Consider the following 17,757-nt stretch of genomic DNA (forward strand, 5'->3'; position numbering starts at 1 on the left):
GTGATCCCGACTGCTTGCGGAGGTTTTCGACGTGCCAGTTCCTGTTCCCCGCGCACGCGGGGGTGATCCGTACCCGCCGTACTTGTAGATCAGATACAGATCCTGTTCCCCGCGCACGCGGGGGTGATCCCTCACCGAGCGTGTCATGCGGCATACCGAGGGCCTGTTCCCCACACACGCGGGGATGATCTCGGAGAAGGGGCGGACGGTATCGGCTTAGGGCTCGTCCCAGATGGTGAGGGCTGAGCTGGCCTGCTCTTCTTCTCCGCGATGTCGATATGGCGCGGAGCTGGGCTCCGAACGACGCCGACAGCAGAAGGCGGCACCCACCAGATGATCGGGTAGCCGCGGAAAAGCCGAGCCGAGGAGGGTGTTTCCGGGACAGCACGCGGCGGCGCACCGGCCCCGGTAGCCGCCGACATGCGAATGCGCCTGTCGGGAACAGGCGCCCCGCTGCCGGCTTCGCGGCCACGGTCACCAACAGCGGTCAACCTCGCGGCGATTCGTGCCCTGCGGCTGCCGTTGGTTCGGTGAAGGTTTCGCGCAGCGCCGGGTCAAGTGACCGGCCGGTCGTCGGCTCGATGAACAGTTCGGCGAGCAGGAGGTCGGCGAGGTGGGCCGGGTTGATGCCGGACTGTTTCCGGCCGAGAGCCTGGAACGCACCACCAAGTCGTGCAGAGGTCCGGACGGCGGCGGCAGGTAGGCGACCGACCCGGCGGCGTCGGTCGACGGCCTCGGCGATGCGGGTGATCATCTCGGACCAGGTGAGGTTCTCGTCACCGACCGGGATGTCCTCACCTCGGCGCTGCTCGAGTGCGTCGACTGCGACATCGGCGACGCTGCGTGCCGAGGCTGCGGCGGTCCCGCCGGCCGGGACGAGCAGGGGTGCGCGAGACCTCGCCCAACGGTCCAGCGGACCGACCCAGTTCGATACCCGGTCGCCGGCCCGCCCGAAGATGAACGGCAGTTCGAGTACGGCGACCGGTAGGCCCGGGCCGGCGGCCGCTCGTCCTTCCCGGGCCTGCTCCAGCCGGCACCGGATGTACGCGTGGTGGGCCGGGAGGCGCCATTGGGGATGCAGCCGATCGTGGTAGGTGTAGTACGAGCCCATGACGACGCCGCGGGTCAGGCCTTGCTCGCGGGCGGCGGTGAACAGACGCACCACCGGGTCGACGATGTCTCGGCGAAGTTTGGGATAGATCGGCTTGCGCAGCAGGCGCTGCTCGTCCGCGCGGGTGGCGTACACGACACCGTCGTGGCCGGCGAGCAACGGTCGCAGCTCGTCTGTCGAGGCAGATCCGAGATCGAGTGGATGATCGACGTTCGGGCCGGCGGTGCGTGCCAGGGTGGTCGCGGCGTGGCCGCGCTCGCGCAGCACGTCCACGACGTGGGAGCCGATCAGGCCGGTTCCACCGACCACAAGAATCCGCATGCCTGGATCGTCCATGCTGGACCTGGTCGCTTGTCAAGCGGCGACTGTCTTCAGGCGTGCTTTGCCAGCCTTGCGGATGCCGGCGGGCCTCGGCTGGAATACCCCGATGAAACGGGTGGAGGTCCGCAACGGAAGTGTGACGCTGTCCTGTCTCGACAGCGGATCGGGCGGCGACCCGGTCGTCTTTCTACACGGCCTGGCCGGCAGTGCCCGGGAGTTGTGGCCGTCGGCGGCCGCGCTGGCGCCGCACCACCGCGTCGTCGCCGTCGACCAGCGCGGGCACGGCCACTCCACCCGCCGCCCCGACGACCTGTCCCGCCGGGCGTACGTCGGCGACGTGGTCCACGTGATCGAGGCGCTGGGCGTCGACCGGCCGGTGGCGCTCGTCGGCCAGTCGATGGGCGGACACACCGCCATGCTGGTCGCAGCGTGGCATCCCGATCTGGTGCGCCGTCTGGTGATGGTCGAGGCCGGTGTCGGGGGCGGCGGCGGGGACCTGTCGGCAAGACTCGGTGCCTGGTTCGCCTCCTGGCCGGTGCCGTTCCGCGACGCGCGGGCGGCGGCGGACTTCCTGGGCACGACCCCGATGTCGCGGTCGTGGATCAGGGATCTGGAGGAGCGTCCCGACGGTCTGTGGCCCCGGTTCGAACCGGATGTCATGCGGGACGCCATCGCGGAGGTCGTCGAGACGGCCCGCTGGCCGGAGTGGGGCAAGGTGACAGCCCCCACCTTGCTGGTGTCCGGCCAGCGGGGCACCGTCCAGCCGGAGGAACTGGCGCGCATGCGCGCTACACGTGCCGACGTCACGCACGTCGTCGTCGGGGATGCCGGTCACGACGTGCACCTCGACCAGCACCGGGCCTGGATCGACGTGCTGCGGGCCTTCGTGGGCTGACCGCGCCCGGACCGGCGGAATCCCGGTGCCGGCGCCGATAACGGATCGCCGCCCGCCGCCCGCGTGGGCCATCATGCCGGGATGTATGCCGACGAGGAGCCGTTGCCGGGCAACGCCACGAGCGGCGTCGTACGCGTCGGTGACACCGTACGGCGTCCGGCCGGGCCGTGGACCGACGCGGTCGACGCCCTGCTGGAACATCTGGCCGCGGTGGGCTTCACCGGGGCGCCCCGGCCGCTTGGACGCGACGAGCGGGGCCGGCAGGTGCTGGAGTACGTCCCCGGTGAGATCGGCGACGCGGCCGGCACCTATCCGACGGCGGAGTTGTCCGCGATCGGCCGGATGCTGGCCGGGTTGCACGAGGCGCTGGCGGGTTTCGTGCCGCCGGCCGGTGCGGTGTGGAACCGGCTGATCCCGCCGGACCGGGAGGAGATGGTCTGCCACAACGACGTGGCGCCGTGGAACCTGGTCCGGTCCGACCGGGGCTGGGTGCTGATCGACTGGGACGCCGCGGCGCCGGGTTCCCGGTCCTGGGACCTCGCGTACGCGGCGCAGAGCATGGCCGGCCTGCGCACCGACCGGCCGGTGCCGGAGTCCGCGGCCCGGCTGCGGGCGTTCGTCGACGGCTACGGCGCCGACGACGCCGTACGCGCGGGGTTGGCGGATCTGCTGGGGCGCCGTGCCCGGGCCATGTACGACCTGCTGCGGGACGGCGCGGAGCGGCAGGTGCAGCCGTGGGCCAGGATCTGGACCGAGGACGGCCCCTACTGGCTGGCGACCGCGGATCATCTCGACGCGCACCGCGAGGCGTGGCGCGAGGCGCTGCGCTGAGCGGTGGTCGCGGTCGCCTCACCGACCGGGTGCTGCCAGGGGCTGACCGTCGAGGAGGGCCAGCAGGGCGGTGTGCGTCTCCTCGTCGGCGGCCACGACGAGCCCGCCCGCGCCGGTGTGGAGCGGCTGTCCGTCGATGCCGGTCACCACGCAGCCGGCGGCCTCACACAGGGCGATGCCGCTGGTGAAGTGCACACTGTCGCGCAGGTCGCCGTCGGTGACGTAGGCGGCCCGCCGGCCGGCCGCGACCCAGGCCACCGCCAGGGTGGTGGAGACCACGCGCGGCCGGAACCGTTCGAGGAACCGCGGGTCGGCGATCGGCCGGCGCGCCCGGAAGGCCGGGTCGTACGGGTCCGGCGAGTCGAGGTTGACGTCCACGAGTCGCGTGCCGGCCGACGGGGTGAGCGGCTCGTCCACGCCGCTGTGGCGTACGCACGCGCGGGTGCCGTCGGTCCAGAACACCTCGTCGGCGAACGGGTCGGCGCAGGCCGCCGCCACGGTTCGCGTACCCGCGCGCAGGGCGACGTTCACCGCGACCAGCATGCCGCGCGACGCGTAGTTGGCGGTTCCGCACAGCGGGTCCACCAGCCACACCCGGCCGGTCGTGCCGGCACCGCCGCGTCCACTCTCCTCGCCCACCACGGTGTCGTCGGGTCGGGCGGCCCGTAGGACGTCGAGGATGGCCTGCTCCGCTTCGAGGTCGGCGGCGGTGGCGAAGTCGCCGCCACCCTTCTCGACGCGCGCCAGTGATGTTCCGTACCTGGAACGCACGACGGCGGCCCCGGCGCGCGCGGCGGTGATGGCCAGGTCCCGGTCGGTCATCGGCATGCGCGCAGGATATGGCGCGGCCGCGACTGCCGTCCGCCCCGGTCGCGGCGGGTGACCGGACTCCACCACTTGACAGTAACCATCAAGTACTTGACGATGAGCGTCAAGCAATGAAGGAGGTGCCACCTTGCCACCGAGCCAGCAAGAGCTGGTCGAGCAACTCGTCAGGTTGATCGACATCCGCCTGCTCGACCCGCTCGAGATCCTGCTCGACGGCGACGACGCGGTCGCCGCACTGCGGGAAATCGTCCGCTCCCGCGCCAGGTCCTGGGCCACCCAGATGCTCGGCGATGATCACCGGGTCGCCGTCGGGACGATCGTGCGGGCGATCTCGACGCTCTACCCGGGCGACAGCCCGTTCGACCCGCCCCTGGACTGGTGGCGCAGCCCGCTCGGCCAGGTCGTCGCCGGACGGATGGGCCACCCCACCGCCCAGTCGGTGTCGTACGCGGTGGCCGGCGCCATGCTCGGCATCACCCGGCAGGGCGTCCACGACCTGGTCTCCCGTGGCAAGCTCGCCCGTCACCCGGAGGGCGGCGTGCTTCCCGCCTCCGTCCGCGACCGGCTACTACAGCAGGGAAGCAAGAATGCCTGACACGCTCGTCGGCTCCGGCCCCGTACCCATCGCGGCCCGCGACCTCGGTGGACCCGGACGCCCGCTGCTGCTCCTGCACGGCGCGGGCGGCAACCTCGCCCAGATGACGGCCCTCGCCGAGGCGTTGCGGCCGGGACACCGGGTGGTCACCGTCGACCTGCGCGGCCACGGACGGTCCGGGGACGGGCCGTGGCACTGGGACGAGGTCCTGGCCGACCTGGCCGGCGTCGCCGACAGCCTCGGCCTGGTCCGGCCGGCGGTGGTCGGCCACTCGCTCGGCGGGATGCTGGCCACCCTCTGGACACAGCGCCACCCGGAGTGCCCCGGCGCGGTCAGCCTCGACGGAAACCCCACCCTGGACCGCCTCGACCAACTGTCCGGAATGGATCCGGAGCAGGCGGCGGGCAACCTCGCCAAGCTGCGGGCGGTCTTCGACGCGATGGGCGCGATGCTCGCCGAGCCGCTCGGCGCCGACCAGGTGGCCGCGGCACTGGCCGGGCAGCGCGCGATGGCGCGGCGGTACGGCGCGGACCCGCAAGAGTGGGCGGCGGCGTTCGAACGCAACCTGGTGCCGTGCGACGACGGCCTCAGCCGGCTACGTCCCGGGCCGGAGCTGACCGCCCGGCTGCGCGAGGCGATGTCCTCGCTCGACCTGCTCCCGGCCTACCGGGAGACCCGGTCCCCGCTGCTGCTCGTGCTCGCCACCGAGGATCTGCCCGAACAGCAACCGTTCCACGAGCTGTACGCGGCGTACCGTCGCGGCACCGCCGAACGGCTGGCCACCGTGGACAACCCGGCCCTGCGGGTGGTGCGTCTTTCCGGCGCGAGCCACGCGATGGTCGCCGAGGACCCCGCGCGGATCGCCGCGCTGGTCACCGACTTCCTCGCCACGGCGGCCGCCGGCCGCTGAGCGCGGGGTCGCTCCGACCGGCGGCGCGGCCCGGGATGGCGGGTCAGCCGAAGCGGCCGTTGACGTAGTCGGCGGTGCGGCGGTCCTGCGGGTCGCCGAACATCCGCCCGGTGTCGCCGTGCTCCACGACGTAGCCGGGCCGGCCCTCCTCGGCGAGGAAGAACGCGCACTGCTGGGAGACCCGGGCGGCCTGCTGCATGTTGTGGGTGACGATGACGATCGTGACCTCGGAACGCAGTTCGCCGATGGTCTCCTCGATGCGCCGGGTCGAGGTCGGGTCGAGCGCCGAGCAGGGTTCGTCCATCAGGAGCACGTCGGGGCGTACGGCGAGGGAGCGGGCGATGCACAGCCGCTGCTGCTGCCCACCGGACAGGGCCCCGCCGGGCTGCCGGAGCCGGTCCTTGACCTCGCGCCACAGTCCGGCCCGGGTGAGGCACTCCTCGACGAGCTGGGCCTTCTCGGCCCGGCCGGCACGGATGCCGGTGAGCTTGAGGCCGGCGGTGACGTTGTCGGCGATGGACATGGTGGGAAACGGGTTCGGCTTCTGGAAGACCATCCCGATACGTCGGCGGGTCTCGGTGAGCCGCGGCCCGGGCGCGTAGATGTCCTGCTCGTCGAGAAGGACCTCACCGGCGAGCGACGCGGACGGCACCAGTTCGTGCATCCGGTTGAGGATGCGCAGGAACGTCGACTTGCCGCAGCCGGAGGGTCCGATCAGGGCGGTGACCACGCCGGCGGGCATGGTCAGCGACACCCGGTCGAGGACCTTGTGGGTGCCGAACCAGGCCGACAGGTCCCGCGTACGCAGGGTCGAGCCGGTGGCGGTGGCGGGGGCGGGGGCGGGGGCGGGGGCGGGGGCGTGGATCCCGTCCAGTTCGAATTCCGTGGTGGCGGTAGTCATCGGCGACTCCTTCGAATCCGAGCGCGGCCGCCGGGGACGTTAACCGTTTCCGGCGACCGGAGGGTGAACGTGGACACTCCTGGAAATGGCCGGGCATCCGGAGCCCTTTTGCCCGATTGGCTGCGCGTTAACGCGGAGGCCGTGTCGCGCGAATTCAGCCGTTGAGTGACGTTGGTGGCACGAAGAGTCACCGACTGGTGGGCTGGGACCCGGCCTCAGATCGAGGCTGATCGAAATCCAGCGGAGGTATCCCGCAGATGCGCAAGACCACCCTGAAGGGTGCCGCGGTGGCGTTCACCGCCGTGGCCCTGTCGCTGGCGCTCGGTGCCGGCAACGCCGCGTACGCCGACCCGCCGTTCACCCCGGACGCCGACGACATCGTCGGCGTGGGCTCGGACACCAGCCAGTTCGTCTTGAACGCCCTGGCCACCTCCTACAACGGGCAGAGCCCCGCCCCGACCAGCCGGCTGGCCTCGTGGGACGCGACCGGTACGCCGAACCCGCTCCAGCCGCAGGCCGGCGCGCCGTCCATCGCCCGCCCGAACGGTTCGACCGCGGGCATCAACGCTCTGACCGCCGCCGCCAACAGCCCCACCAGCAACCCGGAGGACGACTACATCGACTTCGCCCGCTCGTCCAGCCCGCCGGAGAACTACCCGTCGCCGCCGGTTCCGCTGAAGTTCTACCCCTTCGCCCTGGACTCGCTGGCGATCGCGGTCGCCCGTAGCAACGCCGACGGCTCCCCGAACACCAACGCCCCGGCGACCCTCGTCTTCACCGTCGCCCGGCTGGCCGCGATCTACCAGTGCACCGCGACCGCCAACCAGTGGAGCGACTTCGTCCCCGGCGCCTCCACCGCCACCATCCGGCCACTGCTGCCCCAGCCCGGCTCCGGCACCCGCTCCTACTTCCTCTCCCAGATCGGTCTGACCGAGGCGCAGATCGTGACCAAGAGCGAGAGCCCGGGCAGCTTCTGCGTCAACGACGACCCGCAGGAGCACGACCCGGCCCCGATCAACTCGAACGCCAACGCGATCGCGCCGTTCTCGGTCGGTCGCTACAACACCGACGTCCCGGTGGTCAACGGGCAGAAGATCATCGCCCTGCGCACCAGCACCGGCAACTTCAACCCCAGCCGCCGGCTCTACAACGTGGTCAAGGTCAGCCGGATCGCCACGGTCGGCGCCTTCTTCTCCCCGACCGGCTTCGTCTGCAGCGCCGCCGCTGACGCCATCATCACGGCGAACGGCTTCACGCCGCTGCCGAAGGGCACGTCCGCCGGCAACTGCGGCGTGTGACGAGCACCTGTTCCCGGGGCCGGACGGCGTTGCCGTCCGGCCCCGCTCCATACCCCGCTCAGAGCAGGTTGGGCAGCAGCCGGACGGCGGCCTCGTACACCTGCCAGCCGCAGGCCAGCACGACCGGGGTGCCGACCACCCACGCCTCGACCCGGCCCCAGCGGTGCCGGGCCCAGGTGAGCCCCCCGGCGGCCAGGGCGAGTGCCTGCAACCACAGCACCAGTGGAAACGCGGCCGTCGGGTCCGGCTGGAGCGCCCGCTCGTACGCCGGCACGAGCCGGGGCCGGCCGGCCGGTGCCGGCCAGGGTTCGCCGACGAGTACGGCGTCGACGAAGACGGTGTCGGCGGCGGTCAGCATCCGGGTGGCGTCGGTCGTCACCAGGGTCAGCCGGCCACCGCCGGCCGGCAGCGGGGCCGGCAGCGGATCGCCGTCGCGCCGGACACCCTCGACCCGGTAGGTGACCTCGCCCTGGCCGGTGACGAGATTGACGGCCGCGCCGGGGACAAGGTCCGGCACCCGCCGGAACGGCGCCCCGAAGGTGCCGGCCCGGCCGTAGAGCAGCGACACCCCGGCCTGGCCGGGCAGCGGGGTGTCGCGGCGGTGTCCCGGCCCGGCGAGCAGGTCGGCCGCTGACGTGCCCTCGACCACCACCGCCTCCAGCCCGATCGACGGGGCGGTGAGGACGGCGACCGGCGTGCCGGGCGCGATGGCGCCGCCGATCGGTGCGGTGGCCTGCGCCAGGTCGCCCCGGATCTGGTCGAACAGGTTGTTCTGCGTCCGCTGCTGCTGCAACGGGCTGACCACCAGCAGATAGCCGACGAAGCCGAACACGAGCAGCGCCACCAGCGTCAGCGCGCCCGCCACCGACAACGCGCCGCGACCGGTCCGGACCGGGCCGGCGTCGACCTGCGTACCAGCCATTTCCTGGCTCCTTCGTGACGAGGCCGGGGGCGGCGCGTGGGCCGCCCCCAGCCGGGGAGAAACGGGATCCGCTACCGGACCAGCAGCCGCCGGGCGGTCTGGCCGAGCCGGCGCAGCGGATGGTCCGGCTGGGCGGCCAGCAGCACGAACGGCAGGACGAGCAGGACGAGTAGGCCGGTGCCGAGCACCGCCGGCAGCGCCCATCGGCCGAGCACCGACGTCTCGCCGCGGGTCAGCGCCCGTGGTACGACGGCCGGTGGTCCGGTCGGTGCCGGTGCCGCCGACGTCGGTGCCGGCGTGCCGGACGTCGGCGCCGTCGGGGTGCCGGTCGGATCGGGGTCCGTCGACCCGCCGCCGGCACCGGCCGGTGACGACGGCCCGGGGGTGGGTGTCGGCGGCGCTCCCTGTTGCCGGGCGACCGCCTCGGCCAGGGTGCGGGTCTGCCGGCGCAACTCCGGCGGCAGCGGCGCGTAGCCGTCGGGCAGCTGCCCCGGTCCCGTGCCGGGCGTCTGCCGCCGGTCGTCGACCGCCCGGCGCAGGAACTCGGCGTAGTCGGCGGCGACGTCGGCGGCCAGCCCGGCGGTCGGTACCGCCGCGTAGACGGGCAGCGTGCCCGGGTAGGCGCCGGCGGGCAGGTTGGCGTGGTCGACACGCAGCGTGCCGCTCGCCTCGTCACGCACCGTGTGCCGCAGCGCTTCTGTCATCGACTCCGGGGTCGGGCCGGCGAACGTACGCCCGCCGTCGGCCGTCCGGCCGGTCTGAAGCTGTGCCGTCGGCAGCCCGTACGCCCGCGCGTACGCCACCGAGGTGACGGCGAGGTAGACCCGGCTCGGGTGGTAGAGGCGGTTCGGCTTGCTCCACACCCAGTTCGGCGCCTCGATCGTGCCCGTGTTGCTGCACTCCTGGTTGAGGCCCTGCGAGTCGGCGATCATGTAGGCGGCGGCCTCCAGGCTGGGCGCGACGTGCTGGCTGGCGGTCAGCGCCGGCAGCGGCCCGCACGGCACGCCCTCCTGCCGCCAGTCGTCGCGCAGCTCGAAGCGGGCCATCGGGAACGGCGTGCCCCGGTAGGCCGGGTTGACCACGGTGCCGTACTCGTCGGGCTGGCCGCCGAGCCACCGCGCCGCCTCCCCGTCGGCGGCGATGTAGCGGGTCAGTTCGTGGTAGGCGTCCGAGTCGTTGGTGATCACCGCGATGCTCTGCGCCACGACCGCGTTGTTGCGGTTGGCCGGCTCCCCGTCGGCGACCGGATAGTCGGGGTTCAGGGCGTGGAACTCCGGGTCGTGGAACAGCGTCTGCGGGTTCTCCCCGACCGCCGGGTGGTCGTGGTTGCCCCAGCCGACGTTCTTGTACGACTGGGTCAGCAGCTTGGCCAGCAGCCGTGGGTTGAGCCGCAGGCCGGCCAGTTCGTACGGGTCGGCGCCCGGCACCTGCACGTCGACCGCGAACGTCACCGCGACCCCGGTGGCCAGCACCGGTGCGTGCACCAGCGGCCGGGGCGAGTTCGTCACCGGCCGGGTGACCAGGGCGGCGTCGGCGGCGTACTCGGTGCCGCTCGGGGTGACGAGCAGGTTGCGGGCCACCTCCTCGCTCTGCCGCACGTGCGCGATCTTCGGGGCGGACGTGTCGACGCACATGTCCTGCCCGAGGCGGCGCATCGCCAGGTCGGCGGTCTCGGCGCCGACGAGGGCGCGTTGGGGTCGTGGGTCGGTGGCGTCGCAGGTCGCGTCCGGCGGCGCGATCGTGATCGGCACGACGAACCGGTTGCGCCAGTTCGACTCCAGCGACCACGCCTGTGCGGTCAGGCTCTCGTTGAAGGTGACGCCCTGGTTCGGGGCGCCGAGCGGGGCGAGGGGCCCGGCCCGGCAGGGTGCGTCGGCGTCGGCGGTGCAGACCAGGTCCATGACCGGCACGACCACGATGGAACACTCGCGGGTCGACGAGCAGCCGAGGCTCGGGGTCGTCACCTCGTCGCGGATCTCGAACCGGACGTCGGACCGGCTGCCGGCGAGGCCGGTCGGCTCGACCAGGGTGGTGCCGGCGAAGGAAGCCGTGCCGAAGTCCGGCGGCACGTCGCCGACCTGCATCCGGTACGGCTCGCCGCGGGTGACCGCCTTGAACGGGTGCACGTATCCGACGGCCTGCCGGGGCGTCGGCTGGAGCGCGTCCCAGTACGACATCCGCGACGCCATGTGGACGATCGGGCGCTGGAAGTAGCAGTCCTCCTGCGCGGGGTCGGCGCCGGCGCACTGCATCACGACGACCGGGTATTCCATCTCGTGGGGCACGCTGGCGTTCTGCGGGACGGTCCCGATCGGCAGGCCGTGGCTGGGCACGAAACCGGACCAGCTCAACCGGATCACCTGCCGGTTGATCAGGTTCTGGTGTGCGGAGACCGAGACGGTCGCGGTCCGGGTCTCCCGGTCGCCGCGCTCGATCTCCCTGGTCAGGGTCCAGGCGGCCGGGGCCGCCGGTTCCGCCGTCGCCGGCCGGCCGAGCAGGCCGGGGGCGACGGCGGCGGCGGCGAGCAGCGCGACCGCGAACGCGGCGCGTCGGGCGGCGCTCACCGCCGGGGCTCCGGCCGGCGGGCCAGCGACCGGGTGACCAGCGCGGGCAGCAGCACCACGAGCAGGACGAGGCCGGCGGCGAGCACCGGCAGCCAGCGGCTGGTGCCGTCCTGCCGGAAGGCGGCCACCTCGGTCGCCGAGCCGACCAGGTCGGTCTCGGACCCGCCGGCGAGGATCGGCTGGCCGGTCTCCGGGTCGACGTCGGCGATGCCGTCGCCGTCTAGGTCGACCGGGGGCGCGCCCGCCGACGGGGACGTACCGGCGGACGGCACCCCGCCCGACGGCGTGCCGCCGCCGGGCGGCGGGGTCGCCGTACCGGTCGGGCGGGGGCCGCCGCCCCCCGCGCCGCACGGGCCCTGGCCCTGCCGGTCGCACTCCGGCGGGTTCGGCGCCTCGCGGGCGAGCTTGTTGACACCGGGGTTACGCGGGTCGAAGGTCGGGTTCGGACAGTTGGCGAAGTCCTTGTCGGTACGGTCCTCGGCCGAGAGCTTCGCGATCCGGCCGATCTGGTCGAAGCCGGCCTGCACGAGGTTGCGGGGCAGCGGCGAGTAGCCGAGCTGGCCGGCGTTGCGCTGCCCCTCGCAGATCGAGTAATAGGCGTAGTCGGCCAGTGCCCGGGCCCGGCCGGGCGTCATCCGCCGGTCGTTCACGTCGACCGGCAGGATCATGTACGAGTACGACGACAGCGGGTACGCCCGCCGGTCGGAACTGGCGTACACCCCGTCGAGGACCTGGGTGAGGTATTCGCGCGGGTTGCTGCGGTCGGTGTTGATCCGGGCCTCCTGCAACGCGACGGCGACGTTGTGGTCGGTCGGCGCGACGTAGTAGCCGGCCCGGTTGAGCATCTTGGCCACCGGATAGTTCTTGTTGCGGGCGTAGGAGAACTCGACGTAGCCGATGGTGCCGTTGCCGGAGCCGGCGGCCACGTAGTTGGCGACGTTGTCGGACCCGCTCTGCGCCACCTGCCGGCCCTTGCGCGGGTAGTACGACGTCAGGCCCTGGCAGCCGCAGTAGTCGCGCCACTGCCGCTGGTGCTGCTTGTCCATCCAGAGCGAGAACTGGGCGGTCGTACCCGAGCCGTCGGAGCGCACCACCGGGACGATGTCGATCGCCGGCAGCGCCCGGCCGTTGTTGTCCCGGGTGATCGCCGGGTCGTTCCACTTGGTGATCCGGTTCGTGAAGATGCCGACGATCGTCTCGCCGGACAGCCGCAGGTCGCGGTAGAGCCGGCCGCCGACCTCGATGTGGTACATGAACGAGGTGCCGCCGGCGACGATCGGCATGTAGGCGAACTCCCGCCGGGCCTCCTCGACCACGCCCGTGACCGGGTCCGGCCGGGTCTGGTACGGGATCTCCGAGACGCCGAAGTCGCTCTGGAAGTTGCTGAAGTCGCGGCGCCCCGCCGACGACCCGTTCGCGGTGTAGACGACCCGGTTGCCGGTCGTCTGCACGCCGGTGACCCACTGTTGCAGCGCGTTCGCGCTCCACGTCGAGCCGGTCCCCTCGACCTGCTCGTACGGCACGGCGAAGGCCGGTGCCGCCGGTGTCGTCACCGCGACCAGTATCGCCAGCACCGCGCCGGCCAGCCTGCCGCGCCGCTTCATCGTTGCTCCTCCAGACGGTCGGTGGTCATCGCGTGCCGTCCCGCCGGGCCGCGACCAGCCGGGCCACGACGAAGAGCACGAGCACGAGTACGAGCAGCAGGGCCGCGCCGCCGAACGCCCGGGCGATGTACGTCGGCTCGCCGCTGCGGACCAGCGAGTAGACGAACAGCGGCAGCGAGTTCATCGAGTTGTTCAGCGGGTCGGCGTTGAGGAAGTTGGACGCGCCCGAGGTCAGCAGCACCGGCGAGGTCTCGCCGACGCCGCGGGCGGTGCCCAGGATCAGGGCGGTGGCCAGGCCCGGCCGGGCGGTCGGCAGCACCACGTGCCACACCGTCTGCCACTGCGACGCGCCCAGGGCCAGGCTCGCCTCGCGCAGCCCGCCGGGCACCACGCGGAGTACGACGTCGGCGGCGCGGGCGATGATCGGCAGCATCATCACCGACAGGGCCAGCGCGGCGGCCAGCCCGGAACGCGGGAAGCCGAGGGTCACCTGCAGCACCGTGTAGATGAACAGGCCCGCCACGATCGACGGCAGCGCGGTCATCGCCTCGACGATGGTGCGGACCAGGCGGCTGAACCGGCCGCCGACCTCGGTGATGAACACGGCGGTGGCCACGCCGAGCGGCAGCGTCACGGCGATCGCGATGCTGATCTCGATGAGGGTGCCGACGATCGCGTGCAGCGCGCCGCCGGTGTCGAGCGGGGTCAGCGGGCCGGCGGCCGACAGGTCCTGGGTGTAGAAGTTCGGCTGGACCAGCGCGTCCAGGCCGCGCCAGACGGTGTAGCCGATGACGGTGAGCAGGGCGGCGCCGACGAGGGCCGCCCCGGCGTGCACGACCGCGGCGGCGATCCGGTCGGCGACCACCGGGGCCGGGTGCCGGACCATCGTGACGGCGGCGTACAGCAGCAGGAAGCAGCCGAGCCACAGCAGCAGGAAGCCGATGGTGCCGTCGGTGGGCAGCAGCCCGCGAAACAGCAGCCAGGCCAGGGACAGCCCGCCGACGGCCGAGCCGACCAGGGCCAGTACGTCGTCGAGGGTGCGCGGGCGCAGTTCGCGGCGCGGCTCGGCGGCCGGCGGCTCCGCGGCGGCCGGCGGTGGTTCGGCGCGGACGCTGGTGGTGCCACGCGCCACGGTGCCGTTGCCGGCCGGCGGGGCGGCGGGTGGTGGTGTGGTCGTCTCGGTCGGCACCGGTCGGGCTCGCTCTCTCGGTCAGATCTCGGTCGCGGCGCCGCTGCGGCCACGGCCCACGACGACGGCGGCGACCGTGTTGACGGCCAGCGTGATGAGGAAGAGCACCAGGCCCGCCGCGAGCAGCGCGGACAGTTGACCGGCGTCGGCGTCGCCGAACCGGACCGCGATCAGCGACGAGGTGGTGATGGTGCCGTTCTCCAGGATCCGGATCTTCACGTCGAACGCGGTCGAGATGATGAAGACCACGGCGATCGTCTCGCCCAGCGCCCGGCCCAGGCCGAGCATGGCGCCGCCGATGATCCCGCCCCGGCCGAACGGCAACACCACCGAACGGATCACGCCCCACCGGGTGGCGCCCAGCGCCCAGGCCGCTTCCCGTTCGCTCTGCGGGGCCTGCGCGAAGACCTCCCGCATCACCGAGCAGGCGATCGGGAGCACCATCATGGCGACGACGACGCCGGCGACGAACGCCGAGGAGGTGTAGCGGCTCTCTGGCCAGATCGCGGCGTGCGGGTCGACCGGGTCGGCGTCCGTCCCGACGGCGAAGAACGGCAGCCAGCTTCCGTACGCGTGCAGCCAGCGGGCGATCCTGATCAGTTCGGGCTGGAGGAACGCCAGCCCGACGAGCCCGTAGACCACACTGGGTACGGCCGCCATCAGGTCCACGGTGGACACCAGTGGCCGGCGCAGCCGGGTCGGGGCGTACTCGGTGATGTAGAGCGCGGTCACCAGCGCCAGCGGGAAGGCGACGGCGATGGCCACCGCGGCGACGAGCCCCGTACCGACCACGACGGCGGCGATGCCGAGCACGTTGCGTTCGGGGTTCCAGTCGCTCTCGACGAAGAACCGCCACCCGTAGTTGCGCAGCGTGGGCACCGCCTGGACGGCCAGGAAGACCCCGATCCCGCCCATGATCAACAGCATGAGGACGCCGGCGGCGCGGGCCCCGGCCCGGAAGAGCCGGTCGACCGGTGCGGCACCGGTGCCCGTCGACCGGCGCCGCTCGTCGTCCACCTTCGTGGCGCGCACCACCGCTCCCCCCGTCCCGGTCAGGGCCGTGGCGGGGCGGCGGCGAGTTGCTGCCGGCGGGCCCAGAGCACGGCCGCCGCACCGCCGGCGACGAGCAGCGCCGCGACGTAGAGGAAGCCGCCGAGCCCGATCCCGGTCTTCGGCAGCGAGCCCGGCGGCGGGGTGCCGGTCGGGGTCGGGGTCGGGTCCTCGGTCGACGTCGGGGTCGGGGTCGGCGTCGGGTCGTCCGTCGGGGTCGGGGTGGGCGATCCGGTCGGCGTCGGGGTCGGCGAGGGCGATCCGGTCGGCGACTGCGACGGCGTCGGCGAGGCGGAGGCCGACGGGGTGGCGGTCGGTTCGCCGGTGACGACCTCCCATCCGTCTCCGGTGACGCGGATCCGGGCCTCGAGGGTGTCCGGCGAGAAGTTGAATTCGTCGTCGTAGCAGATCAGCTCGAGGACGTAGGCACCGTCGGGCAGGTCGAGGACGCCGCCGGCCTGCGCGAGGTCGGTGAGCGAGCCGTCGACCGTGCCACTCACCGGAGCCTGGTCCAGGCCGGGTCCCGGAACGGAGACCAGGCTGAACGGCGTCACCTCGTCGTTGCGCAGGAAGAGGTCCGCGGCGGTGCCGTAGCCGGTCGGGCAGGGTCCGCTGGCGGTGAAGTCGGCGAACGGTGCCGTCGCGACCTGGCCGGCGGTCGGGTCGAGCGTGATCGTCCCGACCGGTGCCGCCACGGCGGGGCCGACCAGCACCGGTACGGCGACCGCCACCGCCACCCCGACGGCGATCGCGGTGGCACCGAACAGCCGGGCGGTCCGTACGCGCGACGGCGTTGACGCATTGCGAGGCACGATGAGAACTCCTGTCGGAAACCGGCGACCGGTTGCGCGGGATCCCGCGCCGGGAATCGAGCCCAGGAAACTCAGGGCCGGTTACCGGGGTGTCGACGCCCGGTTAACGGACCCCAAAGGAAGCGTCACCGCGAAACGGCGGCCACAATTCAAGATCGCATTAGCCGGTGGGCGGGTCCGCCGACCAGAATCGTCCGCGCCGGCCGACGGCCGGGTCGACCTCCGCGTACGGTGCGGCCGCGAGAAAGCGTTCGGTTGCCCGGTGGCAGTCGATTCTGCGTTTGTAGCTGCGGTAGGAGACGGCGGTCACGTCGTCCCCGTTCCCGTACATCCGCCACGTCCAGTCCCGGTCCGGGACGTGGACCACCTCGATCGATGCGGCCGACACCCCGTCGCGTACCGCCCGGATCGCCGTCATCGCGTCCTGAAGTGCGGGGAAGCCGCTCGACGATACCCCGAGGACGCGGTTGTTCGAGGCGACCAGCCGCCAGACGATCACCCCCCGCGAAGTGCGGTACACGCGGAACTGCGCGACCGGCCGGTGGCCAGCATCCATACGCGAGCGCTCCGTCCCGCCACGCCGGATCTTCGGGCATGGCCTGATCGCCCACGCCATAGGTCATATTGCGCGGGTCGCCGAAATGCCGGATACACAGGGCGCTTCGCCCCCGGAGACGCATGCTCCAAGTAGGCACTAACCATGAGTGGAGGCACGTGTGAACGGCCGGCGTGCTACGCATGAACGGGAGCATTCGCCGACGTTCACCAGGCGTTGGACGGGGTGGCCGCGCAGCGGTTTCCGGGGCGGCACAATGATCGGCGAAATGGTCGCCCGACGAACGTATTCAATCCTCGGCCAATAACGTCAGACATGGTGCGTCGAGGCAGCTTTCCCGGGCTGGGAAAGCACCTGGCGGACGCCGGCCTGATATCGCCAGATGGTCGGGACACGCACCCGTACGGTCACCGCCGCCGGGGTCCGGGCGGCGGTGACCGGGTTCAGACGGTGACGGTGGCCGGGGTGCCGACCGGCAGCCGGCACAGGCTGCGCCGAATCTCGTCGGGCGCCGTCGCGAAGGCGCCGTCGACGGCGTCACCGTCCTGCCGGAAATGTGCCCAGCCCTCGTAGTGCACCGGAACGACCGTCCGCGCCCGGACAAGGCGGCACAGTTCGACACCCTCACGCGCCGTCATCGTGTAGCGCAACGGGCCGGTGACCGGGAACCGTACGGCGCCCAGATGCAGCAGCACGACGCTGACCGCGAAGCGGTCGGCGACCCGCCTCAGGCCGGAGTGGAGCACGGTGTCGCCGGTGATCCACAGGACTCCGTGCCGCTGGCCGGCCCAGCGCAAGGCGAATCCGACCACGCCGCCGACGATCGGGCGGCTCAGCGGCGGGCCGTGCCGGGCCGGGGTGGCGGTTACCTCGATCGTGGGCCGGCCCGGCGCCTCGAGCCGGGTCGCCGCCCAGGGCGCGAGGCCGCGGGCGGTGCCGCCGAGCCGGCGGGCGCCGGACGTCGTGGTGACCACGGTGCCGGCCGACGGCAGCAGGGCGCGGCCGGCCCGGTCCAGGTTGTCGCCGTGGTGGTCGTGGGTGAGCAGGACCGCGTCGATCGGCGGCAGTTTGCCGGGCGTGATCGCGGGGTCGGTGAGCTTGCGCGACGACGTGCCCCAGCCGAACCCGTACCGCTCGCCGGCCGGGTCGAAGGTCGGGTCGGTGAGCAGGCGCCACCCGCCGAACTCGATCAGCGCGGTCGGTCCGCCGATGTGGGTGATGCGTACGTCGGTCATGACCTCTGGCTACCTCTCCTGGTGGTCCTGTCGGGACGGGTACGCCGGTGGCCCCCGGAACGACCACCGGCGGGGGTTCAGCGGGCGGTGGTCGGGGTGGCCGGGCGGGCGTGTTCGAGGGCCCAGTTCAGGGCG

Annotated in this window: 16 protein-coding genes and 1 CRISPR repeat array (1 of these 17 cut by a window edge); of the genes, 5 read left to right on the plus strand and 11 right to left on the minus strand. The window is 72.7% G+C overall.

Annotated elements, in window-relative coordinates; all coding sequences use genetic code 11:
- A CRISPR array of direct repeats spans positions 1-192; the repeat unit is 29 nt; unit sequence CTGTTCCCCGCGCACGCGGGGGTGATCCC; it begins 1,119 nt to the left of the window's first position.
- A 295-nt stretch (positions 193-487) separates the two neighbouring features.
- Positions 488-1,432, minus strand: a complete 945-nt coding sequence (locus AB0M79_RS02355; RefSeq protein WP_364206989.1) for an NAD(P)H-binding protein — start codon at positions 1,430-1,432, stop codon at positions 488-490.
- 106 nt (positions 1,433-1,538) lie between these two features.
- Here AB0M79_RS02355 and AB0M79_RS02360 point away from each other — a divergent pair, with 106 nt between their 5' ends.
- Both AB0M79_RS02360 and AB0M79_RS02365 read left to right on the plus strand, forming a co-directional pair.
- Positions 1,539-2,327: an alpha/beta hydrolase gene (locus AB0M79_RS02360; protein WP_364206991.1), complete on the plus strand. Its 789-nt coding sequence runs from the start codon at positions 1,539-1,541 to the stop codon at positions 2,325-2,327.
- 81 nt (positions 2,328-2,408) lie between these two features.
- Positions 2,409-3,158, plus strand: a complete 750-nt coding sequence (locus AB0M79_RS02365; protein WP_364206993.1) for a phosphotransferase — start codon at positions 2,409-2,411, stop codon at positions 3,156-3,158.
- Between the two features lie 18 nt (positions 3,159-3,176).
- On the opposite strand, the gene AB0M79_RS02370 is transcribed toward AB0M79_RS02365, so the two are convergent.
- The gene (locus AB0M79_RS02370; RefSeq protein WP_364206995.1) at positions 3,177-3,986 is read right to left on the minus strand and encodes an inositol monophosphatase family protein; all 810 of its coding nucleotides are present in this window, start codon (positions 3,984-3,986) and stop codon (positions 3,177-3,179) included.
- 127 nt (positions 3,987-4,113) lie between these two features.
- Here AB0M79_RS02370 and AB0M79_RS02375 point away from each other — a divergent pair, with 127 nt between their 5' ends.
- Both AB0M79_RS02375 and AB0M79_RS02380 read left to right on the plus strand, forming a co-directional pair.
- Entirely contained in the window at positions 4,114-4,581 is a 468-nt protein-coding gene (locus AB0M79_RS02375) for a hypothetical protein (RefSeq protein ID WP_364206997.1), read from the plus strand.
- Positions 4,574-5,491 (plus strand): alpha/beta hydrolase, encoded by a 918-nt coding sequence (locus AB0M79_RS02380; protein WP_364206999.1) that lies wholly within the window; start codon positions 4,574-4,576, stop codon positions 5,489-5,491. The genes AB0M79_RS02375 and AB0M79_RS02380 overlap by 8 nt, the downstream gene beginning before the upstream one ends.
- A gap of 43 nt (positions 5,492-5,534) precedes the next feature.
- Here AB0M79_RS02380 and AB0M79_RS02385 read toward each other — a convergent pair whose 3' ends face one another.
- Positions 5,535-6,392: a phosphate ABC transporter ATP-binding protein gene (locus tag AB0M79_RS02385; protein ID WP_364207001.1), complete on the minus strand. Its 858-nt coding sequence runs from the start codon at positions 6,390-6,392 to the stop codon at positions 5,535-5,537.
- Positions 6,393-6,649: 257 nt separating this feature from the next.
- On the opposite strand from AB0M79_RS02385, the gene AB0M79_RS02390 reads away from it, so the two are divergent.
- Complete coding sequence (locus AB0M79_RS02390) at positions 6,650-7,690, plus strand: substrate-binding domain-containing protein (protein ID WP_364207003.1); 1,041 nt, start codon at positions 6,650-6,652, stop codon at positions 7,688-7,690.
- 58 nt (positions 7,691-7,748) lie between these two features.
- Here AB0M79_RS02390 and AB0M79_RS02395 read toward each other — a convergent pair whose 3' ends face one another.
- The 8 genes from AB0M79_RS02395 to AB0M79_RS02430 all read right to left on the minus strand — a co-directional run bounded on the left by AB0M79_RS02395 (position 7,749) and on the right by AB0M79_RS02430 (position 17,622).
- Positions 7,749-8,612 (minus strand): sortase, encoded by an 864-nt coding sequence (locus tag AB0M79_RS02395; RefSeq protein WP_364207005.1) that lies wholly within the window; start codon positions 8,610-8,612, stop codon positions 7,749-7,751.
- 71 nt (positions 8,613-8,683) lie between these two features.
- Positions 8,684-11,176 (minus strand): hypothetical protein, encoded by a 2,493-nt coding sequence (locus tag AB0M79_RS02400; protein WP_364207007.1) that lies wholly within the window; start codon positions 11,174-11,176, stop codon positions 8,684-8,686.
- Positions 11,173-12,780, minus strand: a complete 1,608-nt coding sequence (locus tag AB0M79_RS02405) for a phosphate ABC transporter substrate-binding protein PstS (RefSeq protein WP_364207009.1) — start codon at positions 12,778-12,780, stop codon at positions 11,173-11,175. Before AB0M79_RS02405 ends, AB0M79_RS02400 begins: the two co-directional genes overlap by 4 nt.
- A 25-nt stretch (positions 12,781-12,805) precedes the next feature.
- Positions 12,806-13,969, minus strand: coding sequence for a phosphate ABC transporter permease PstA (pstA, locus tag AB0M79_RS02410; RefSeq protein WP_364207011.1), 1,164 nt, complete (start codon positions 13,967-13,969; stop codon positions 12,806-12,808).
- Between the two features lie 21 nt (positions 13,970-13,990).
- Entirely contained in the window at positions 13,991-15,001 is a 1,011-nt protein-coding gene (gene pstC / locus AB0M79_RS02415; RefSeq protein ID WP_364207013.1) for a phosphate ABC transporter permease subunit PstC, read from the minus strand.
- 20 nt (positions 15,002-15,021) lie between these two features.
- The gene (locus AB0M79_RS02420) at positions 15,022-15,831 is read right to left on the minus strand and encodes an LPXTG cell wall anchor domain-containing protein (protein ID WP_364207015.1); all 810 of its coding nucleotides are present in this window, start codon (positions 15,829-15,831) and stop codon (positions 15,022-15,024) included.
- A gap of 160 nt (positions 15,832-15,991) precedes the next feature.
- Positions 15,992-16,351, minus strand: a complete 360-nt coding sequence (locus AB0M79_RS02425) for a DUF1508 domain-containing protein (RefSeq protein WP_364207017.1) — start codon at positions 16,349-16,351, stop codon at positions 15,992-15,994.
- 479 nt (positions 16,352-16,830) lie between these two features.
- Entirely contained in the window at positions 16,831-17,622 is a 792-nt protein-coding gene (locus AB0M79_RS02430) for an MBL fold metallo-hydrolase (protein ID WP_364207019.1), read from the minus strand.
- Positions 17,623-17,757: the final 135 nt, after the last annotated feature.

Source organism: Polymorphospora sp. NPDC051019 (assembly GCF_040683055.1).
Classification (GTDB): domain Bacteria; phylum Actinomycetota; class Actinomycetes; order Mycobacteriales; family Micromonosporaceae; genus Polymorphospora; species Polymorphospora lycopeni.

What these genes read in the sequence shown, in the direction of transcription:
- AB0M79_RS02370 (WP_364206995.1), bottom strand. Translation starts at nt 3,986, where the DNA reads ATGCCGATGACCGACCGGGACCTGGCCATCACCGCCGCGCGCGCCGGG.
- AB0M79_RS02395 (WP_364207005.1), bottom strand. Translation starts at nt 8,612, where the DNA reads ATGGCTGGTACGCAGGTCGACGCCGGCCCGGTCCGGACCGGTCGCGGC.
- AB0M79_RS02355 (WP_364206989.1), bottom strand. Translation starts at nt 1,432, where the DNA reads ATGCGGATTCTTGTGGTCGGTGGAACCGGCCTGATCGGCTCCCACGTC.
- AB0M79_RS02385 (WP_364207001.1), bottom strand. Translation starts at nt 6,392, where the DNA reads ATGACTACCGCCACCACGGAATTCGAACTGGACGGGATCCACGCCCCC.
- AB0M79_RS02390 (WP_364207003.1), top strand. Translation starts at nt 6,650, where the DNA reads ATGCGCAAGACCACCCTGAAGGGTGCCGCGGTGGCGTTCACCGCCGTG.
- AB0M79_RS02365 (WP_364206993.1), top strand. Translation starts at nt 2,409, where the DNA reads ATGTATGCCGACGAGGAGCCGTTGCCGGGCAACGCCACGAGCGGCGTC.
- AB0M79_RS02430 (WP_364207019.1), bottom strand. Translation starts at nt 17,622, where the DNA reads ATGACCGACGTACGCATCACCCACATCGGCGGACCGACCGCGCTGATC.
- AB0M79_RS02380 (WP_364206999.1), top strand. Translation starts at nt 4,574, where the DNA reads ATGCCTGACACGCTCGTCGGCTCCGGCCCCGTACCCATCGCGGCCCGC.
- AB0M79_RS02405 (WP_364207009.1), bottom strand. Translation starts at nt 12,780, where the DNA reads ATGAAGCGGCGCGGCAGGCTGGCCGGCGCGGTGCTGGCGATACTGGTC.
- AB0M79_RS02360 (WP_364206991.1), top strand. Translation starts at nt 1,539, where the DNA reads ATGAAACGGGTGGAGGTCCGCAACGGAAGTGTGACGCTGTCCTGTCTC.